The organism is Brevundimonas sp. AVps7, assembly GCF_058681545.1.
In genome coordinates this window covers 2564372-2581498 of record NZ_CM178742.1, presented here as the reverse complement: position 1 = coordinate 2581498, position 17127 = coordinate 2564372, and the positions used below count along the sequence as shown (strand labels likewise).

Sequence of the window (17127 nt, the reverse complement as noted above, 5' to 3'; positions counted from 1 at the left end):
GGGGATCAACACGCCTTTTGGGCGACTTGGCAAGCGCCAATGGCTCGCAAAGCCTTTGAGGGTGGGAACCTAGCCCGCGCCGGACGCTTGCCGGAAGCTCTCGACCAGGCTTCCGGCGACCAGTCTCCAGCCGTCCACGAGCACGAAAAAGATCAGCTTGAACGGCAGGGAAATCACCACCGGAGGCAGCATCATCATACCCATGGACATGAGCACGCTGGCGACCACCAGATCGATCACAAGAAACGGAATAAACAGAAGAAATCCGATTTCGAAGGCTTTCTTCAGCTCGCTGATCATGAAGCTGGGAACGATGACCCTCAGAGGCAGTTCGGCGGCCGTGGTCGGGGCCTCCAGACGGCTCAGTCGGGTGAACAGGGCGAGGTCCCCCTGGTCCACCTGGGCGAGCATGAAAGTCTTCACAGGTTCCGACGCCAGATCGAACGCCTGGGGCAGCTCCATCTGCTGATCCATCAGGGGTCGGATGCCCGAATCATAGGCGTCCTGCCACGTCGGAGCCATGACGATGGCGCTCAGGAACAGGGCCAGCGACACCAGAACGGCGTTCGGCGGCGACTGCTGCATGCCCAGAGCGGTGCGCAGCAGAGACAGCACCACGATGATGCGCACGAAGCTGGTGGTCATGATGACGATCGACGGCGCCAGCGACAGGACGGTCATCAGGCCGACCAGCTGGACGACCCGCTCGGTCAGGCCGGCCCCGGTGCCGAGATCGACATTGATTGCAGCGCCCGCGCCGCCGGCGGCCGCCGCGTCCTGGGCGAAGGCGGCCAGCGGCCACATCAGGCAGAGCAGGGTGGTGATCGCGGACAGCTTGAGAGCGCTGATGAACTCCGCGCGGGTGGGGACGGCGAAAAGCTTCTCCCTTGTCCGCCGTGTGCGGGCGGCGACCGGGCGGCTCATTTCTCGACGCCCCGCGGTTCGATCAGCTCGCGGCCTTCGCCGAGCAGGAGCAGACGTTCCTCGTCGTCGATCTTGACCAGGACCAGGCGGCGTGCGGGGTCGAGGACCAGGGTCTCGACGACCTTGAGCCGGCGCTCGCCGCGCTCGGCGTTCAGTTTCGCCATCAGCTGCGGCGCATAGCGACGCGCGGCCCAGGCGGCCAGGCCGATCAGACCCAGGGTGAAGGCGAGGCCGAAGATGGCGCGCGCGAGATCGAGGAAGTTCATTCTGAAGGGCCCCGGGAAGACCCCGGGACATTTAACCAACGTGGTTAACGTCGCGTTTAGATAAGCCCTCGTTAACCATACAGGCGGCATTTTCTGCCCATTCGTGAACGAGGACGATCCCGATGGGCGTCGCCGACATCCCCCTTCTGAGCCAGATCAAGGGCCGCATGACGTGGCTGGACGAGCGCCAGCGCCTTATCGCCCAGAACGTCGCCAACTCGGACACGCCGGGCTACGTCGGCCGTGATCTGAGGGCGCCGACGGACTTCGCCGCCGCGATGCGGGACGGGGGCGGGCTGCGCATGGTCCAGACCTCAGCCGGCCACATGCCCGTCGGCGGCCCGAACGGCGCGCCCGTGGCCCGTTTCACCTCCGAGGCCTCGCCCGATTCCGAGACCACGCTGGATGGCAACGCGGTGGTGGTCGAGGAGCAGATGCTGAAGATGGCCGAGAGCCGCATGGCCTATGACGCCGCGATCGGCCTCTACACCAAGTCGATGGCCATGATCGGCCTGGCCGCCAAGGTTCCGGGTCGATGAGCTGTAAGGGAAGCGTCCGATGACGGATCCGATCAACGGCCGCAACGGCGCGCCGCGCAACAGCGCCATGGCCGTCGCCGCCTCCGCCCTGACCGCGCAGCAGTCGCGCATGCGGATCATCGCCGAGAACATCGCCAACGCGGACTCGACGGCGCCGACGGCGGGGGGGAATCCCTATCGCCGCCAGATTCCGGTCTTCGAGGCGCGGGGCATCGATGGCGCCACCGGCGTCTCCCTGGCTGAGGTGCGCCCCGACCAGAGCGACTTCCGCCGCGAATACGACCCGACCCATCCAGCCGCCGACGGCGAAGGCTATGTCCTGCGGCCCAATGTCGACACCCTGATCGAGGCCATGGACATGCGCGAGGCGCAGCGGGCCTACGAAGCCAACCTGAACGTCATCGAGACGGCGCGGTCGATGGAAAGCCGCACCCTCGATATCCTGAAACGATAGGGCCTGACCGATGTCGATGAACCCGTTGATGGCGGCCCGCGCCTACGCCCAGGCGCAGGGAACCGGCGGAGCGACGGCCGGCGCGGCGGCGGCCGGCGGCGGGCCTGAGTTCTCGCAATTGCTGTCGAACGTCATGGGCGACATGACCCAGCAGACGCGGGCGGCCGAAACCAACATGACCCAGGCTGTCCAGGATCAGGGCTCGATGATCGACGTGGTCACCTCGATTTCCAGCGCCGAGGCCTCGCTGCAGACCGTCATCGCGGTGCGCGACCAGGTGATCTCGGCGTATCAGGAAATCATGCGGATGCCCATTTAAGGGCGTTACCGCTCGGCTCGCGGAGCCTCGCTGCTTGAGCGCATCTTTGGCGCGCTACCGCTCGCGACGCGGTCGCTCGCTGCTTGAGCGCGGGTGCGGCGCGAGGGCTACCTCGGCTGGACGTCGAAGGCGACGGTCAGTCGCTCGCCGCCGCCGGTGAACGGCTCGGTGCCGTGCCACATCCAGGAGGGGAACAGCGCCACGCGGCCGGGCGTCGGCTCGATCCAGTGCTCCGGCGGCAACTCCAGCCCGACACCCAGGCGACAGGCCCCGAACCGCAACCAGCCCGCCCTGGGTTGATCCGGCGACGGCTCCGGCGTCTCGACATAGAGAGCGGACGACACCCAGCCCTTGGGATGGATATGGTCGCTGTGACGGCCGCCGGCCGTCAGGCGCACGGACCATGCGCCGATGATCTCGAAGCCTTCACCCGCACGGCGGCTCATCGGATCGTCCCGACCGGCCATGGCGCCGATGAAGCGCTCTATGGGGTCGGTCAAGGCGTCGAAGATCGCGTCAACGGCCGGATCGCCGGCGAAACGCGGGTCCAGCGCCGCCTGCGCGCCCGAGCGGATCGACTGGCCGAACGGCTGAGCCTGGAAGGGATGCAAACCGCGCAGACCGGCTGCGGCCCTGGCCAGCCAGGTCTCCCGGTCCTGGCCAGTGGGCGTGGCCAGATCGAACGCGGCGGTCAGCCGCCGATAGTCCTCTGCGGACAGGGCGCGCGGGTCGCCGACCACCCGCCAGGCGGCGTAGCGCAGGGCCAGGGCGTACTGATCGACCGGCGCCGCCGCCAGATGGGCGTCCAGCCCCGGCAGGGCCTCGCCGGATCGCCCGCAGGCCATCAGGGCCGCCAGCTGCGCCACCCGCGCCTCGGCGTCGTCCGGCGCGGCGGCCGCCGCAGCATCGGCGTGCTTCAGGGCCAACGCCGGATCGAAACCCGAAGCGGCGGCCGAAGCGATCGCATCGAGGAAGGCGGGGTGAGGCCCGTTCAGCCACGGTTCCAGCCCGCGATAGGCCGCCTCGTCGCCCACGATGTCTCGCACGATGCTCGAGCGCAGGCCAACCAGCGGCGCGGTCGGCACGGACTGGAGGCGGGCGTCGATCGCCGCAAGGGCCGCACGGGCGTCACCGCTCCGCATCCAGATGAGCTGGGCCTGGTCCCGCAGCGCGTCGGCATAGTCCGGGCGACGCATCAGGGTCTGGCGCAGGGCCTCTTCGGCCTCCGCGAGTCGGCTTGATGACATGAGGGCGCGGGCGAACACCAGCCAGGTCTCGGGCGCGTCGCCGCCCTTGGCGAAGGCGCGCCGGACAGCCGCCAGGGCCCCCTCGGCGTCACCCATGTCGCCGAGGGCGGCGGCGAGATTGTGCTCAGCCACGGCGCTCGCGGGCCGGGCCTCGACGGCCTGTGTCAGGATCTGAAGGCGCGCCGCTGATTCGGGACCATGAGGCTTCACGGCTTTGGTGGCGCGCTCAGCGCTCGCGACGGGCGCGGACAGACCGGGCCCCGCCCACGCTCAACAGAAAGCTGCCCACCGCGCCTTGGCGAATGCGCACCGACGCCCCGGGGGCGACGCGACTGGTGATGCGCTCCATGTCAATCTGACGCCAGGTCGAACCGTCGGCCAGAACGAAGGTCCATTGGCCTCGTCCATCCTGTCGCCCGCTGGTCAGGGTCGTCTCGATCGCCTCCACCGGGTCATCCTGCCGCAGCCGCCCGAACAGGTTGGCCGTGTCGAGGTCCAGACCGAACAGCCGGGTGCGGGTCTCGCGCGCCTGCACCCTGTCAATCACCGTGACCTCGCCCTGCTGTTCGGCTGTGTCGAACGCGGCTGCAGCGGCGTCGAAACAGGCCAGCCGTGCGTCGGTCGCCGTGATCGTCCGACAGGACAGCAAACCCTCCAGCAGCGGGGGTCTGGAGGGCGCTGCGTCCTGCGCATGGACACTCATCGGAGCTGCGAAAGCGGCTGCGGCCAGGGCGAGCGCCGGCAGCCCCGGAAACGATGATTTTTTACGCATGTTCCGTATCCTCAAGAAGAGCGGTGGCCCGCTTCTTACGCGATATTTTACTCGTTGCGGCAATGGGGCCGGGGCGTGGTCTGAATGTGACATTCTTTCACGAAAGCGTCGCGTTGCGGCCATCCTCATTGACCCGTCCACCGTGTGCGGTAACGCTTTCGCCCAAGTTCCAGATCTGCATCCGCGCGGGTCGGGAACGGGCGGGCCAAAGGTCCGACCTGAAAACAGACTGCTCATGGAGAAGCCCCTTTGACCGACACCACCTATCGCCGCCGACTTCTCGGCACCTCGATGTTCGCCGGCGCGGCCCTGGTCGCCGCCGCTTCTCTGATGGCCGCGCCCGTCATGGCGCAGGACGCCCAGGAAGACGACGCCGTTGACGACATCGTCGTCACCGGTTCGCGCATCGCCCGTCAGGACTATGTCGCCAACTCGCCGATCGTCACTGTCACTGCCGAAGACTTCCAGGCGACCGGTTCGGTCAACATCGACACCCTGATCAACGACCTGCCGCAGTTCACGCCCGCCGCGAACGCCACGTCGAACAACCCGTCCAACGGCGGCCAGGCCAACGTGCAGCTGCGCGGCCTGGGCACGACCCGCACCCTGGTGCTGATGAACGGCCGCCGTCTGGTGGCCTCCAACGCCTCGTCGGTCGTCGACCTCAACATCCTGCCGACCGCGCTGATCTCCAGCATCGAAACGATCACGGGCGGCGCCTCGTCGACCTACGGTTCGGACGCCGTCGCCGGCGTGCTGAACTTCCTGCTCGACGACGATTTCGAGGGTCTCCGCCTGGACGTCCAGTACGGCGAATCCGACCGTAACGACGCCGACTCGAACTCGGTCAACCTGACCGTCGGCGGCAAGTTCGGCGACCGCGGCCACGCCGTGCTGTCGTTCGACTACTCGCACCGTTCGCCGCTCTTCAACGCCGCGCGTCCGTTCTCGGCCGTCTCGGGCTTCTCGGGCGCCTCGCCCCTGGGTTCGACCGTCTTTGACGCCCAGAACCTGCCGACCACGGCCGTGGTCGCCGGCTTCATCACCGGCGGCACGAACGCCAACACCTTCGGCTTCAACAACAACGGCACGCTGTTCACGTATCAGAACGCCCGCGACTACGTTTCGCCGGGCGGCATCGACTACGAGGGCTTCCGCACCGCCGGTCCGCTGCAACAGGCCGACTTCGCCTACAACACCGGCCCGCTGAACTACGGCGTGCTGCCGCAGAACCGCTACAACGTGTTCGGCACCGCGACCTACGAGATCAACCCGGCGGCCGAGGTCTACACCGAGTTCCTGTTCTCGCAGTACGAGACCTCCAACCTGCTGGCCGCCTCGCCTGCCGCCGCCGGCACCGGTTTCCGCGTTCCGTCGACCAACCCGTTCATCTCGTCCGAGCTGCGCTCGGTCCTGAACAGCCGCCCGAACCCGGCCGGCACCTTCCGCCTGGACAAGCGCTTCAGCGCCCTGGGTGCGCGCGTCGGCAACGAGGCCGTCAGCGTCTATCAGATCACCACGGGTATCCGCGGCGACCTGGAGGGCACGCGCGACTGGACCTATGACGCCTACCTGTCCTACGGCCGCGTCGACGACACCACGACCCAGACGGGCAACGTCTCGCGTTCGGCGGTTCAGCGTCTGCTGGACGCCGCAGACGGCGGCGCCTCGCTCTGCGCCGGCGGCTTCAACCCGTTCGGTGAATCCACGCTGAGCGCTGCCTGCCAAGCCTACATCGGCCGGACGTCGAAGAACACGACCGTCAACGACCAGCGCGTCTTTGAAGTCAACCTTCAGGGCGGCATGTTCGATCTGCCGGCCGGTGAAGTCCGCGTCGCTCTCGGCGGCACCTATCGCGAGCAGAACTACAACTTCGTCGCTGACGCCTCGCTGTCGGCCACGGCCCTGCTGCCGTCGTTCAACGGCACGACGACCGTCCTGACGGTTCAGAACGACATCGCCGGCTTCAACGCGGTGAACTCGCTCTCCGGTTCCGACCAGGTGTACGAAGGCTACGGTGAAATCCTGATCCCGCTGCTGCGCGATCTGCCCTTGATCCAGAGCCTGGAAACCAACATCGGCTACCGCGTCTCCAGCTATGACTCGGTCGGCGTGGTCGAATCCTACAAGGCTGACGCCAACTGGGTCATCGTCGACGCCCTGACGGTTCGCGGCGGCATCCAGCGCGCTGTTCGCGCCCCGTCGATCGGTGAACTGTTCGGCGCGCAGAACACGAACTTCCCCTCGATCGGTTCGCCGACGGGCGGAACGCCGGTCGCCCCGCAGTTCTCGGGCGATCCCTGCGACATCCGCAGCGCCTATCGCGCTCCGGGCGCCGCCGGCGCCGCCGCCGTTCGGGCCCTCTGCCTGACGCAAGGCGTCCCGTCGCAGGTCATCGACAGCTACACCTACCCGAACCAGCAGGTTCAGGGTCTGTCGGGCGGCAACCCGAACCTGTTCGAGGAAACCGCCGACTCCTACACCGTCGGCCTGGTCTTCCAGTCGCCCTTCTCGAACCCCTGGCTCTCGGGCTTCTCGGGTTCGCTCGACTACTACACGATCGAGATCGCCGACGTCGTTGGCACTGTCGCGGTGACCGAACAGTTCCGTCGCTGCTTCAACGCCGACGGTGCGTCGAACACCACCTACGATCCGAACAACTTCTACTGCTCGCTGTTCAGCCGCGACCGCGGGTCTGGCCAGGTTACGAACACGTTCGAAACCAACGCCAACCTGGGCGCCCTGCAAACCTCGGGTATCGACTTCCAGGTCGACTGGAACGCCGCTCTGGTTGACCTCGGTCTGCCGGACTGGGGTTCGCTGCGCGTGAACGTCACCGGCACCAAGCTGGAAGAGTACAAGCGCCAGGACCTGCCGGGCGGCACCTTCACCGACCGCACGGGCACCCTGTCGAACTCGTTCGGCCTGACCCTGCCTGAGTGGAAATCGCTCACCTCGGTCAACTGGAACATGGGTCCGGTCGGCCTCGGCATGCGCTGGCGCTACCAGGGTTCGGCGTTGAACTTCAACAACCGCGCCCAGGTCATCGACGCGATCGACTACTTCGATCTGAACGCCTCGTGGGCCGTCAACGACACCGTCGCCCTGCGCGCCGGTGTGAATAACCTCACCGACGAAATGGCCCCGGTCTACAGCCCGGCCGTCGCGGCCAACACCGATCCGTCCGCCTATGACGTGCTCGGCCGCCGCTACTACGTCGGCCTGACCGCCCGCTTCTAAGGCGCGTCAAAGCTAAGAAGTTGGGGGCGGCCGATCTCGTATCGGCCGCCCCTTTCTTTTGCGCGAAAGACTGGAAAAAGCCCCGGTGGATCAGGGCGCTGGCGTCGTTCAGCCCGGCTCGGCGAGCAGGGCCAGAAGCGCGAAACTGGCCAGCCAGTGCTCGCCCATATAGTCGCCGGTGACGTGGGGCAGGGCGGCGTCGAGGTGGTCCCCGGCCGCCTTCAGGGCGACGGCCCGACGGGGGTCATCGGACGCCAGGGCAGAGGCTATGCCCCGCCAGCACCAGGCCCGGCTGAGGTTCAGACCGTCCAGATGGGCGATCTTGCCGTCCGACCGGTCGCTGACCGTGGCGGGGGCGAACAGGGTCGCGGGCTCGCGCTGTTCGAGTCGCGGAAGATAGAGATCGAACCAGGATCCGAAGTCTTGATCGTCGCTCACGCGACGCATCATTTCTGACACCATCAGGGTCGGCGACAGGAACTCGTCCTGCGACGGTTCCCAGGCCTGGCAGTCGCGGTCGGCGGAATGCCAGCGCAAGGCGGCGGAGCGGCACAGTTCGGCCAGCTCCGTGTCACCGGCGCCCTCAGCGTAGTCGAGCGTCAGGCGGAGAGCGAAGGCGGTGTTGTAGTGGGCGCCAGTCCGCACCGGATAGGTCGAGATCGGCAGAAAGGCCTTGAACCGGTCGGCGAAGGCGACGGCCAGGGGACGCAGGGTCTCGGCCCAGGCTCGGCCGCGCGGGTCCGAGTGGCGGTCCAGCTCCGCCTGCAGCATCAGCAACCAGGCCCAGCCGTAGGGGCGTTCGAAGCCCCGACTGGAGGGTGTGGCCAGATAGGCCAACTCGACCCCGACATTGGCCGGGGTGAACAGTTCGTCCGCCAGACCGGCGATTGCGGCGGCCTCGGCCATGTCCGGATACAGGCGGCGCAGGGTGAAGAGTGTCCACCAGCCGTGGACGCAGGAGTGCCAGTCGAAACTGCCGAAGAAGATCGGGTGAAGGGCGCGGGGGCCGAGCGCGTCCTCGGGCCCGTTCAGGACGTGATCCAGCTTGTTGGGATACTCCCGCGTCACATGGCCGAGCGCGGCCCGGGCGAAACGGGCGGCTGTGGCGGCGTCGAGGGCGTGAGGCATGTCAGAACCGGAAGGCTAGGAAATACATCAGGGCGATGTTGACCCCGAGAAGGATCAGGGCGGTCGGGGCCTGGGCGCGGATGACACCGTTGAGGGCGGCATTACGGTCGGGCAATTCCAGAAGGTTCGCCGGCACCACATTGAAGTTGGCGGCCATGGGCGTCAGCAGGGTGCCGCAGAAACCGGCCAGCATGCCGATGGCGCAGACGATGGCCGGGTCGCCGCCGAACTGACCGACGACGAAGGGCAGGCCGATGGCCGCCGTCATGACCGGGAAGGCGGCGAAGGCGTTGCCCATGATGACGGTGAACAGCGCCATTCCGAGGCAGTAGGCGACCACGGCGACCAGAGACGAACTCATCGGCACGGCCTGGGTCACGACCTCGCCGACCACGCCGCCGACATTGGAGGCAAGGAAGATGGCGCCGAGCGCCGCCAGCATCTGGGGCAGGAGGACGGCCCAGCCGATGGAATCGATCAGCCGGCGACCCTCGTGCAGCGGCGCGGTCGCGGGCGGCCGGAGCCAGGCCATGGCGGCGCCGAGAGCGATCAGACAACCGAGCGCGAGCGCGATCAGGGTCGTCTGGGTCGGGGAGAACAGGGCCTCGCCCCAGCCGGTGTGTTTGGCGGCGAGGGTCCCGCCGACGGCGACGACCGGCACGATCAGGGCGGGCAGGAACAGGGCATTGCCGCGCCGGGACGCGCTCTCGCGTCGCTGGTCGGGCGTGGTGCTCCCGGGTTTGCCGACGCCGAGCTTCGACAGGCCGCCGAGCGCCACGAGAGCCACGACCAGAAGGCCGTTGCCGAGGCCTCCGAGATACGACCCGAACAACATTGACCCGGCGAGGAGACCCCAGAACAGGGCGCTGCGGATCCGCGTCGGGTGGCTGGCGTCGCGCAGGGTCAGGATGGCGAAGGCCAGGAACATCAGCCCGACGAGGAGGTAGACCTGATCGAGGGTGATCATTGGCCGGCCTCCGAGGGGGCGTCAGAGATCGCCTTGCGGACCTCGCGGTCGAACATCAGCAGACGCGCGCCGTGGATGAGGAAGGCGGCGATGGCGGTCGGAATGGCCCAGACCGATAGCTGCAGAGGCTCGACGATGATGCCGGCCTGTTCGAGGAAGCCGACCATGAGGATGATGGAGCCGATGGCGATGAAGATGTCCTCGCCGAAGAAGAGGCCGATGTTGTCGGTCGCGGCCGACATGCCCCGGATTCGATAGCGGACGGCATCGGGCAGGGTCCCGCCGGCCTCGATCTCCGCCGCGCCTTCGGCCATGGGGGCGACGAGCGGGCGAACCATCTGGGGGTGACCGCCGAGCGAGGTCAGGCCCAGCGCAGAGGTCCCCTGACGGATCAGGAGATAGACGAGGAGGAGGCGACCGGCGGAGGCGGCCTTGACCCTGGCGATCAGCATGCGGGCGCGCTCCTGCAGACCCGCGCGTTCGAGCAGGCCGATGACGGGCAGGATCAGCCAGACGACATGGAAATAGCGGTTGTCGTTGAAGGCGTCGCCGAAGGCGGTGAGGGTGGCGACGGCCGCCTGCCACAGGGCGGCGAGGCTGACGCCAGGGACGATGGCGGCGCAGATCCCGGTGACGATGGCCGCGGCCAGGATGACCAGTAACGGATTGATCCGGGCCACGAAGCCCGCGACGACGACCAGTATTCCGAGCAGCACGAGCATTGGCAGTTCCCCCTCGATTCAATTCACACCGTGCACCCCGGCGAAGGCCGGGGTCCAGATAGAAGACGTTCTGCTGATGAGAGACCGAAGGCGCATCCCATGGACCGCATCCCTGAACTGGACCCCGGCCTTCGCCGGGGTGCACGGCGGTGGGTTCAGGGCTTGCCGAACCCGCCGCCTCCCGGCGTCTGGATGACGAAGACGTCGCCGGGGGCCATGGAGGTTTCCGCGGTCGAGCCGAGGGTTTCCGTCGATCCGTCCGCCCGCTCGATGCTGTTCGCCCCGACCTCGCCGGGTTCGCCCCCCGCCACGCCGAACGGCGCGATCCTGCGGTGACCGGAGAGGATGGCCGCCGTCATCGGTTCGAGGAAGCGCACCCGCCGCGTCGCTCCGTCGCCGCCTCTGGCCGCGCCCGCGCCGCCGGAGCCCCGGCGGATCGAGAACTCTTCCAGCAGGACGGGGAAGCGTGTTTCCAGAACCTCGGGGTCAGTCAGGCGGCTGTTGGTCATGTGGCTCTGGACCGCGCTTGCGCCGGGCGCGTCCGGGCCGGCGCCCGCGCCGCCGGCGATGGTCTCGTAGTACTGGCGGGTCGCGTCGCCGAAGGTGAAGTTGTTCATCGTGCCCTGGCTGGCGGCCAGGATGCCGAGGGCGCCGTACAGGGTGTCGACCACGGCCTGGCTCGTCTCGACGTTGCCGGCCACGACCGCCGCCGGATAGCGGGGGTTCAGCATCGATCCCTCCGGGACGATGAGGGTGATGGGCTTCATACAGCCCTCGTTCAGCGGGATGGCGTCGTCGACCAGGGTGCGGAAGACGTAGAGGGTCGCCGCCCGGGTGATCGAAAGCGGGGCGTTGAAGTTGGTCGGGCGCTGTTCGCTGGTCCCGGTGAAGTCGACGACGGCGGTGCGGGCTTTGGCGTCCACGTCGATGCGGACGCGGATGACGGCGCCGTCGTCCATCTCATATGCGAACTGGCCGGGTTTCAGGGCGGCGATGGCGCGGCGGACGACTTCCTCCGCGTTGGCCTGGACGTGGGCCATATAGGCCTCGACGACCGGGCGGCCGAACTCGACGACCATGCGGTTGAGTTCGTCGGCGCCGCGCTGGCAGGAGGCGACCTGGGCCTTCAGGTCGGCCATGTTCTGATCGACGTTGCGGGACGGGTAAGCGCCCGAGGCGAACAGGGCGCGGGTCTCGGTGTCGCGCAGACGACCGCTCTCGACCAGCAGGAAGTCATCGATCAGGACGCCCTCCTGTTCGACCGTGGTCGAGGAGGCGGGCATGGAGCCGGGCGTGATGCCGCCGACGTCGGCATGGTGACCGCGCGCGGCGACGAAGAAGGCGGGCGCCGGCTCGGCGTCGAGGAAGACCGGCATGATGACGGTGATGTCGGGCAGGTGGGTGCCGCCGTTATAGGGGGCGTTCAGCATGACGACGTCGCCGGGGCGCATCGGCTGTGCCGACTCCGGGCCGCGCGAGGCGATGACGACTCGGATGCTCTCGCCCATCGAGCCGAGGTGGACCGGGATGTGCGGGGCGTTGGCGATCAGGGCGCCCGCGCCGTCGAATATGGCGCAGGAGAAGTCGAGCCGCTCCTTGATGTTCACCGAGTATGCGGTGGCGCGCAGGGCCTCTCCCATCTGTTCGGCGCAGGCCATGAAGCGGCTGTTGAACACCTCCAGCAGGATGGGGTCGGCGTGGGTGCCGATGGGGGCGCGGCCGGCGAGCGCCGTGGTGCGCTCGAGGATCAGGTTGGCCGAGGCGTCGACGCGGGCGGACCAGCCGGGTTCGACGAGGGTCGTGCCGGTGGATTCGAGGATGACGGCCGGGCCGGGGATGCGGGCGTCGGGGGCGAGGATCTCGCGGCGATGCACGGGGGTGACGTGCTCGGCGCCGGCGAGGCGGACGGGGACGGATTCGATGTGAGGCGGATCCGCTGTCGGAGTGGCGTCAGTCCGGGTCGAAGGCGCCTCTACTGCGGAGATCGCCTCGACCTCCAGCGTTTCCACCACCAGCGCCTTGTCCTCGGCGAAGAAGCCGAAGCGCTGGCGGTGCAGGGTCTCGAAGGCTGAGGCCATGTCGGCGGCGCGGCCGAAGGGGACGGTCAGGGGGGTGTCACTGCCGGCGAACTTGATCTCGGCGCGGGCCTCGGTGCCGATGGAGGCGGCGGGCAGGTCCTGGGCCAGGAGGTCGGCGCGGGCCTCGACTTCGAGTGCGGTGACGCGGTCGGCGAAGGCGGCGTCGGAGGCGGGAGCGAGCGGTGCGGCGACCGTGGTCTGGCGGATCGTCCGGACGGAGGCCAGGCCCATTCCGTAGGCGGACAGAACCCCCGCGAACGGGTGCAGCATCACCGTCGTCATGCCCAGGGCATCGGCGACGAGGCAGGCGTGCTGGCCGCCCGCGCCGCCGAAACAGTTGAGGACATAGCCGGTCAGGTCGTGGCCGCGCTGGATGGAGATCGACTTGATCGCCTCGGCCATGTTCTGGACGGCGATGGCGACGAAGCCTTCGGCGAGGTCGAGGGGGTCGGTGGGGCGGCCGGTTGCGGCGGCGACCTCGGCCGCCAAGGCGCCAAATTTGGCGGCGACGGCGGCGTGGTCCAGCGGCTGGTCGCCGTCGGGGCCAAAGACGGCGGGAAAGAACTCGGGCCGCAACTTGCCCAGCAGGACGTTGCAGTCGGTCACCGTCAGGGGGCCGCCGCGACGGTAGGCGGCGGGGCCGGGCACGGCGCCGGCGGACTCTGGGCCGACGCGCAGGCGCGATCCGTCGAAGCGGCAGATGGAGCCGCCGCCGGCCGCCACGGTGTGGATCGACAGCATGGGGGCGCGCAGGCGGACGCCCGCGACCACGGCGTCCGAGGTGCGCTCGAACGAACCGGAATAGTGGGAGACGTCGGTCGAGGTGCCGCCCATGTCGAAGCCGATGACGCGGTCGAAACCGGCGGCCATCGCCGTCGCGGCCATGCCGACCACGCCCCCGGCCGGCCCGGACAGGATGGCGTCCTTGCCCCGGAAGGCGGAGGGGCTGGCGAGACCGCCCGACGACTGCATGAACATCAGGGGGACGTCGGGGCCGAGCGCCCGACCGACGCGGGCGACATAGGCGTCGAGCACGGGCGACAGATAGGCGTCGGCGACGGTGGTGTCGCCGCGCCCGATCAGCTTGATCAGGGCGCCGACCTCATGGCTGACAGAGATCTGGGTGAAGCCGATCTCGCGGGCGAGGGCGGCGAGGCGCATCTCGTGGTCGGTGAACCGCCAGCCGTGGACGAGGACGATGGCCAGGGCGCGGTACCCTTCGGCGAAGGCGGCGGTCAGGTCGGCGCGGGCGGTGGTCTCGTCCAGCGGGCGGTCCAGCCGTCCGTCGGCGCGGACGCGTTCGTCGATCTCGATGACCCGGTCGTGCAGGGGCTCGGGCAGGACGACGTGGCGGGCGAAGATGTCGGGGCGGGCCTGCCAGCCGATGCGCAACGCATCGCCGAAGCCGCGCGTGATGGCCAGGACGGTCGGCTCGCCCTTGCGTTCGAGCAGGGCGTTGGTGGCCACCGTCGTGCCCATGCGGATGTCGGCGACAAGACCGGCGGGCAGAGGGCCGGGCGCGGCCCCGAGGATGCGGCGCACCCCTTCGACGGCGGCGTCCTCATACTGGTCGGGATTGTCGGAGAGGAGTTTGGCTGTGGTCAGGGCGCCGTCGGGCGCGCGGGCGACGATGTCGGTGAAGGTGCCGCCCCGGTCGATCCAGAACCGCCAGCCGTCGATCGCCGCTTCCGTCATGCCAGCTCCGGCCCGCCGGTGGGATCGCGCGGATCGAGCGGCAGACCCGCTTCCTGACGCGCCTTCAGCACCCGCAGCCAGCCATGCATCGCCTCGCAGTCCAGCCCGTGCATCATCAGCCGGAACCCCGCCTGCAGCGTCGACAGGGTCACCAGGGGGTGGCCGTTCTTGACGAAATGCATGTGGTAGTCGGTGCCGAGAATCCGCCCGATATAGATGCCGACGATCTCGTCCAGCTGCAGCGAATGGCTGGCCCGCATGAAGTCGGCGCGGGGCAGCATCAGGGCATACAGAGGGGTGTAGAACTCCACCGCCGTCTGGATATCGATGCGGTTCAGCGGACCGGTCGGGAAGGTCTCGAAGTCCGGCTCGATGTCCGACAGCATGGAGAAGTCGACCCGGTCGGGCGGGGTGATCTCCTTGCCGGCGGCCCGCAGCGCCATGTTCAGCTCGATGATGAAGTTGAAGATGTTCAGGTCGTGCTGGAGGAAGACATTGTCCTCCAGATCCTTCAGCGTCAGCGGCTTCAACGGCACGGTCTTGACCAGGGCCGGATCGATCCCGGCATTGGCCTTCATGAAGGCTAGCAGCTCCGTCCCTACGTGGAAGTGGCGCAGGATCAGGGTGTTGCACTCGGGCGAGCCGAAGGTGCGCAGGCCCCAGTGGATGGACTTGTGCAGCAGGCCGTTAAGGTTCGGATAGCGCGGCGAGATCGCCCGCAGCACCTTCACCAGGCCGAAGAACAGGAAGACGAGCGGGCGGCTGACCGGGAACAGCCAGCGCCGCGACCACGACCGGGCGCCGAGCAACAGGGCCCGCTTCGCCTGCGGATCGATGGGCAGGGAGTGGTCGAGATACAGCGCCAGCCAAGGGTCCGGATCGTTGGCGTCATAGCGGCGCGCGTCGAACGGATCGGTCTTCCACTCCGTCGTATCGCCGCCGTCGGACAGGCTCACGCCACGATCTCCTCGATCTGCAGCGCATAGAGGCGGGCGGTGACTTTCGCGGTCATCACGATCCGTTCGGCGACTGCGGCGTCCGGCAGGACCATCCGCAGCATCTCCTCGAACTCCTGCATGTGTTCGGCGTCGTTCTCGCCGTGATAGAGCAGGAACCGCACGGCCTCGTCGGGCAGGTTCAGCCGCTCCTTGACCAGCCGCCCCCAGGGCGCGGCCTTGATCGAGCCCAGTCCCTCGATGATGAACATGGCGCCCAGCAGGCCGAAGGGGTCGGGCTTCGAGGCCTCGTGGAACATCCACGCCGAGATGGCCTCGGAGCCGACGTTCTTGGGGGCCGAACGGATGACCTCGACCTCGCCGCCGGAGCAGACGAAGTCGGCCTCGAGCAGGCGGAAGTCGCGATGCTCGGTCACGGCATGGCGCATCAGGGTCGAGCGCAGTTCGAGGTGTCCCTCGCCGACGTTCGACGCGGCGCGCGACATCCACAGAGCGCCGTCCTTCACCTGCTGGCGCAGGTTGATGAGGAACAGCTGATAGTCGGCCAGTTCGAACCGTCCGCGCGTCAACTTGCGGATCAGAGGCGTCGCCTCCAGCCGCTGTTCGAAATCGGCGAAGACCACCGCGAGTTTTCGCAGGGTGTCCGCGACCTGATCGTCCACGCGAGCGCCATCCGCCATCACACCACCTCGCACATCATGAATCCGACCATGGCCCGTCCGCTCTCGGGCACGATCAGCAGGACCTTCTCGCCCTTTTTCGCCCGTCCCGATTTCATGAACTCTTCCAGCATGACCCAGATCGAGGCCGCGCCGATGTTGCCGACTGTGGGCAGGTTCGAGAACCACTTTTCCTCGGGGATCATGGCGGCGGTGCTCTTCAGGACGGAGACGATCTCTTCCCGCAGCGACCGGGCCGAATAGTGACACAGCAGGTGGTCGACCTGATCCGGGACGATCCGCCCCTGATCCACCTTCTCCAGCCAGACCCCGATCCAGGCGCGGATAACGATCTTCAGCAGCTCGAAATCCTGCACCAGGGCGACGGATCCGGAGGCATGAGCTGCGACGGGACCCGCATGGCTCCACGCTGACTTCATGTCCGCCCGGTCGGCGAAGGTGGAGCCTGCCCACATACAGGGATCGAACCGCCCGGCCAGAGAGGTCAGGTCGATCCATTCCACCTTCAGCGACAGGTCGTCAGGCCGGGGTTTCGGCTCCATCACCACCGCGCCCGCCCCGTCCGACAGGGTGAAGCGCAGGAAGTCCGCCTCGACCCGCGCCCGGCCCTTGGCGTCGACCAGCGAGGTGCCCTCATAGAATTCCGGCCGGAACCAGCGGGACGAGAACTCCCCGGCCGCCGCCGCCGCGACCTCGGCTTCGCCGGCCCGGACCTGCAGCCAGGCGCCCTTGGCCGCCATCAGGGCGGAGGCGCAGACGGACTGGTAGCTGGCGATCTCGATGGGGCCGGCGCCGAGCTCCGCATGGACGGCGCTGGCGTGGCCGGGCACGATGTAGTCGCCCTGGGTCGTCGCCGTGGCCAGATGCTTCAGGTCGCCGATCGACAGGCCCGCATCCTCCAGCGCCGCCTGCGTCGCCGCCGCCGTCATCGAGGCGTTGGAGTGCAGCGGCCGGCCTTCGGGCGTCAGGGCGTAGTGGCGCGTCTCGACCCCGTTCCAGCGCAGGGCGCGGCGACCCACTGCGGAACTCCGCCCGCCGATCCGGCCGATGAAATCCTCCATCGTCTCAACACCCACCGGCGGACCGGGCAGGAAGGCGCCGGTCCCGGTGATGTAGACGTCGCGAAGCATACTCGATGGC

At 68.2% G+C, this 17127-nt stretch carries 15 protein-coding genes; 4 read left to right on the top strand and 11 right to left on the bottom strand.

What is annotated here, in order from left to right:
• Window positions 1-69: 69 nt before the first annotated feature.
• A complete protein-coding gene (gene fliP, locus ACW17Y_RS12840; RefSeq protein ID WP_492036078.1) occupies window positions 70-924 on the bottom strand; it encodes a flagellar type III secretion system pore protein FliP in 855 nt (284 codons plus the stop codon).
• Window positions 921-1190 (bottom strand): flagellar biosynthetic protein FliO, encoded by a 270-nt coding sequence (locus ACW17Y_RS12835; RefSeq protein WP_492036077.1) that lies wholly within the window; start codon window positions 1188-1190, stop codon window positions 921-923. The genes fliP and ACW17Y_RS12835 overlap by 4 nt, the downstream gene beginning before the upstream one ends.
• A gap of 122 nt (window positions 1191-1312) precedes the next feature.
• Here ACW17Y_RS12835 and ACW17Y_RS12830 point away from each other — a divergent pair, with 122 nt between their 5' ends.
• The 3 genes from ACW17Y_RS12830 to fliE are packed head-to-tail and all read left to right on the top strand — an operon-like array spanning window position 1313 to window position 2502.
• On the top strand, window positions 1313-1729 hold the full coding sequence (locus ACW17Y_RS12830) for a flagellar basal body rod protein FlgB (RefSeq protein WP_425988070.1): 417 nt from the start codon (window positions 1313-1315) through the stop codon (window positions 1727-1729).
• Window positions 1730-1748: 19 nt separating this feature from the next.
• The gene (flgC, locus tag ACW17Y_RS12825) at window positions 1749-2183 is read left to right on the top strand and encodes a flagellar basal body rod protein FlgC (RefSeq protein WP_492036076.1); all 435 of its coding nucleotides are present in this window, start codon (window positions 1749-1751) and stop codon (window positions 2181-2183) included.
• Window positions 2184-2199: 16 nt separating this feature from the next.
• Window positions 2200-2502 carry a flagellar hook-basal body complex protein FliE gene (gene fliE, locus ACW17Y_RS12820; protein WP_492038301.1) on the top strand — a complete coding sequence of 101 codons (303 nt, stop codon included), beginning with the start codon at window positions 2200-2202 and terminating at the stop codon, window positions 2500-2502.
• A gap of 107 nt (window positions 2503-2609) precedes the next feature.
• Here fliE and ACW17Y_RS12815 read toward each other — a convergent pair whose 3' ends face one another.
• Window positions 2610-3881, bottom strand: coding sequence for a putative 2OG-Fe(II) oxygenase (locus ACW17Y_RS12815; RefSeq protein WP_492036075.1), 1272 nt, complete (start codon window positions 3879-3881; stop codon window positions 2610-2612).
• Window positions 3882-3975: 94 nt separating this feature from the next.
• Window positions 3976-4521 carry a hypothetical protein gene (locus tag ACW17Y_RS12810; protein ID WP_492036074.1) on the bottom strand — a complete coding sequence of 182 codons (546 nt, stop codon included), beginning with the start codon at window positions 4519-4521 and terminating at the stop codon, window positions 3976-3978.
• A gap of 249 nt (window positions 4522-4770) precedes the next feature.
• Between ACW17Y_RS12810 and ACW17Y_RS12805 the strand changes: the two genes are divergently transcribed.
• The gene (locus ACW17Y_RS12805) at window positions 4771-7761 is read left to right on the top strand and encodes a TonB-dependent receptor domain-containing protein (RefSeq protein WP_492036073.1); all 2991 of its coding nucleotides are present in this window, start codon (window positions 4771-4773) and stop codon (window positions 7759-7761) included.
• Window positions 7762-7869: 108 nt separating this feature from the next.
• Here ACW17Y_RS12805 and ACW17Y_RS12800 read toward each other — a convergent pair whose 3' ends face one another.
• The 7 genes from ACW17Y_RS12800 to ACW17Y_RS12770 all read right to left on the bottom strand — a co-directional run bounded on the left by ACW17Y_RS12800 (window position 7870) and on the right by ACW17Y_RS12770 (window position 17117).
• The gene (locus ACW17Y_RS12800) at window positions 7870-8889 is read right to left on the bottom strand and encodes a DUF2891 domain-containing protein (RefSeq protein ID WP_492036072.1); all 1020 of its coding nucleotides are present in this window, start codon (window positions 8887-8889) and stop codon (window positions 7870-7872) included.
• Between the two features lies 1 nt (window position 8890).
• Window positions 8891-9856 carry a DUF979 domain-containing protein gene (locus ACW17Y_RS12795; RefSeq protein ID WP_492036071.1) on the bottom strand — a complete coding sequence of 322 codons (966 nt, stop codon included), beginning with the start codon at window positions 9854-9856 and terminating at the stop codon, window positions 8891-8893.
• Window positions 9853-10578, bottom strand: a complete 726-nt coding sequence (locus ACW17Y_RS12790) for a DUF969 domain-containing protein (protein WP_492036070.1) — start codon at window positions 10576-10578, stop codon at window positions 9853-9855. Before ACW17Y_RS12790 ends, ACW17Y_RS12795 begins: the two co-directional genes overlap by 4 nt.
• 155 nt (window positions 10579-10733) lie before the next feature.
• A complete protein-coding gene (locus tag ACW17Y_RS12785) occupies window positions 10734-14351 on the bottom strand; it encodes a hydantoinase B/oxoprolinase family protein (protein WP_492036069.1) in 3618 nt (1205 codons plus the stop codon).
• A complete protein-coding gene (locus ACW17Y_RS12780; RefSeq protein WP_492036068.1) occupies window positions 14348-15307 on the bottom strand; it encodes a DUF6999 family protein in 960 nt (319 codons plus the stop codon). Before ACW17Y_RS12780 ends, ACW17Y_RS12785 begins: the two co-directional genes overlap by 4 nt.
• On the bottom strand, window positions 15304-15987 hold the full coding sequence (locus ACW17Y_RS12775; protein WP_492036067.1) for an iron-containing redox enzyme family protein: 684 nt from the start codon (window positions 15985-15987) through the stop codon (window positions 15304-15306). The genes ACW17Y_RS12780 and ACW17Y_RS12775 overlap by 4 nt, the downstream gene beginning before the upstream one ends.
• Entirely contained in the window at window positions 15987-17117 is a 1131-nt protein-coding gene (locus ACW17Y_RS12770) for a beta-ketoacyl-ACP synthase III (protein WP_492036066.1), read from the bottom strand. The genes ACW17Y_RS12775 and ACW17Y_RS12770 overlap by 1 nt, the downstream gene beginning before the upstream one ends.
• Between the last annotated feature and the right edge of the window lie 10 nt (window positions 17118-17127).

Bases quoted from the DNA above. Each gene is read 5' to 3' on its own strand.
- ACW17Y_RS12800 (WP_492036072.1), bottom strand. From the start codon at position 8,889: ATGCCTCACGCCCTCGACGCCGCCACAGCCGCCCGTTTCGCCCGGGCC.
- flgC (WP_492036076.1), top strand. From the start codon at position 1,749: ATGACGGATCCGATCAACGGCCGCAACGGCGCGCCGCGCAACAGCGCC.
- ACW17Y_RS12795 (WP_492036071.1), bottom strand. From the start codon at position 9,856: ATGATCACCCTCGATCAGGTCTACCTCCTCGTCGGGCTGATGTTCCTG.
- ACW17Y_RS12770 (WP_492036066.1), bottom strand. From the start codon at position 17,117: ATGCTTCGCGACGTCTACATCACCGGGACCGGCGCCTTCCTGCCCGGT.
- ACW17Y_RS12790 (WP_492036070.1), bottom strand. From the start codon at position 10,578: ATGCTCGTGCTGCTCGGAATACTGGTCGTCGTCGCGGGCTTCGTGGCC.
- fliP (WP_492036078.1), bottom strand. From the start codon at position 924: ATGAGCCGCCCGGTCGCCGCCCGCACACGGCGGACAAGGGAGAAGCTT.
- ACW17Y_RS12785 (WP_492036069.1), bottom strand. From the start codon at position 14,351: ATGACGGAAGCGGCGATCGACGGCTGGCGGTTCTGGATCGACCGGGGC.
- ACW17Y_RS12775 (WP_492036067.1), bottom strand. From the start codon at position 15,987: ATGGCGGATGGCGCTCGCGTGGACGATCAGGTCGCGGACACCCTGCGA.
- fliE (WP_492038301.1), top strand. From the start codon at position 2,200: ATGAACCCGTTGATGGCGGCCCGCGCCTACGCCCAGGCGCAGGGAACC.
- ACW17Y_RS12835 (WP_492036077.1), bottom strand. From the start codon at position 1,190: ATGAACTTCCTCGATCTCGCGCGCGCCATCTTCGGCCTCGCCTTCACC.
- ACW17Y_RS12810 (WP_492036074.1), bottom strand. From the start codon at position 4,521: ATGCGTAAAAAATCATCGTTTCCGGGGCTGCCGGCGCTCGCCCTGGCC.
- ACW17Y_RS12830 (WP_425988070.1), top strand. From the start codon at position 1,313: ATGGGCGTCGCCGACATCCCCCTTCTGAGCCAGATCAAGGGCCGCATG.